Below are 1,348 nucleotides of genomic sequence, written 5' to 3' on the forward strand. Positions count from 1 at the left end.
CGCGCGATGCGGGCGTCGGTGTCGAGCATGCGCTCGTTTTCGATCATGCCGATGAACTGGCCGAGGCGCTCGTTGAGCTGGGCGATCATGTAGCGGTTGAACGGAATGCTGTGGTCGAGCAGCCACAGGAAGGTGGCGCGGCTCATGAAGGCGACGCGCGTTTCGCGGATGGCCATGACGTCGTAGCGGCGCACTTCGCTCTTCAGTAGCGAGCCTTCGCCGAACCAGCCGCCCGTGCTGATGCCGGTCAGCGAGGTGGTCTTGCCGGTCGTCCAGTGGCTGGCCATCTTGCCCAGGCCGTCGATGATGCCCATCCAGTAATCGACCGGCTCGCCTTTCATGCAGATGAAGGCGCCCGGCGCGAAGCTGCGTTCGAAGGTGCCGGCCAGCGCCTTGGCCATTTCCTCGGCGGAGAGCGACGGGGCCCAGACGGAGGTGCGAAGGAGTTCTTCGGCGTTTTTCAATTTATTTCCTGGATTGTCTGCCGGATGACAATTATACGGCGGGCAGATGCATACACTGGGCCGCAAAGTGAGAGACTGTGCGGGGCTGCAAGGTCGGTGTAAGCGAGCAATCCCCACAATGATTCAAACGAACGTCAGACCGCGAACAATGAGTCGCGGCGGAGGAGACAAGAAATGCCCACGCAGGCGAATTTCGCCGCGCAGGATGGTTTGCATACCTTCCCGCGGCTACTGTTTCATCACGCCAGCATCCGGCCGAATGCGCCGGCCATGCGCGAAAAATACCTCGGTATCTGGCAGACCTGGACCTGGTCCGACGTTGCCGAACGTGTCCGGGCGCTGGCCTGTGGCCTGGCCTCGCTCGGTTTCAAGCGCGGCGACAACCTGGCCATCATCGGCGACAACCGGCCGCATCTCTACATGATGATGACTGCCGCCCAATGTCTGGGCGGCGTGCCGGTGCCGCTCTACCAGGACGCGGTGGCCAACGAGATGCTGTTCGTGTTGCAGGATGCCGGCATTCGCTTTGTGGTGGTTGAAGACCAGGAGCAGGTCGACAAGATGCTGGAAATCCAGGATCAGGTCGGCACGCTCGAACACATCATCTACGATGACCCGCGCGGCATGCGGCACTACAGCCAGCCCTTCCTGCACGACATCCACGAACTCATGGAAATGGGCCGGATTCATGACCGCAACCACACCACTTTCCTGAACGAGGAAATCGAGCGTGGCCATTTCGATGACACCTCGGTCATGCTTTATACCTCGGGCACCACCGGCAAGCCGAAAGGCGTCTGCCAGACCCATGCCGCCTTCATCGCCGCGGCACAGGGCGGGGTGCAGGTCGACAAGCTGGGCGCCGATGGCGACATCCTGTCCTA

At 61.6% G+C, this 1,348-nt stretch carries 2 protein-coding genes; one reads left to right on the plus strand and one right to left on the minus strand.

The annotated features are described in order from the left end of the window. The coding region (locus ADADOO_RS01265) for a Crp/Fnr family transcriptional regulator (protein ID WP_511274353.1) at positions 1–464 on the minus strand (464 nt) is incomplete at its 3' end. 174 nt (positions 465–638) lie between these two features. On the opposite strand from ADADOO_RS01265, the gene ADADOO_RS01270 reads away from it, so the two are divergent. Then, on the plus strand, positions 639–1,348 hold a 710-nt coding region (locus ADADOO_RS01270), incomplete at its 3' end, for an AMP-binding protein (protein WP_511274354.1).

The sequence above is a fragment of the Azonexus sp. genome, from assembly GCF_036170495.1.
GTDB lineage: Bacteria > Pseudomonadota > Gammaproteobacteria > Burkholderiales > Rhodocyclaceae > Azonexus.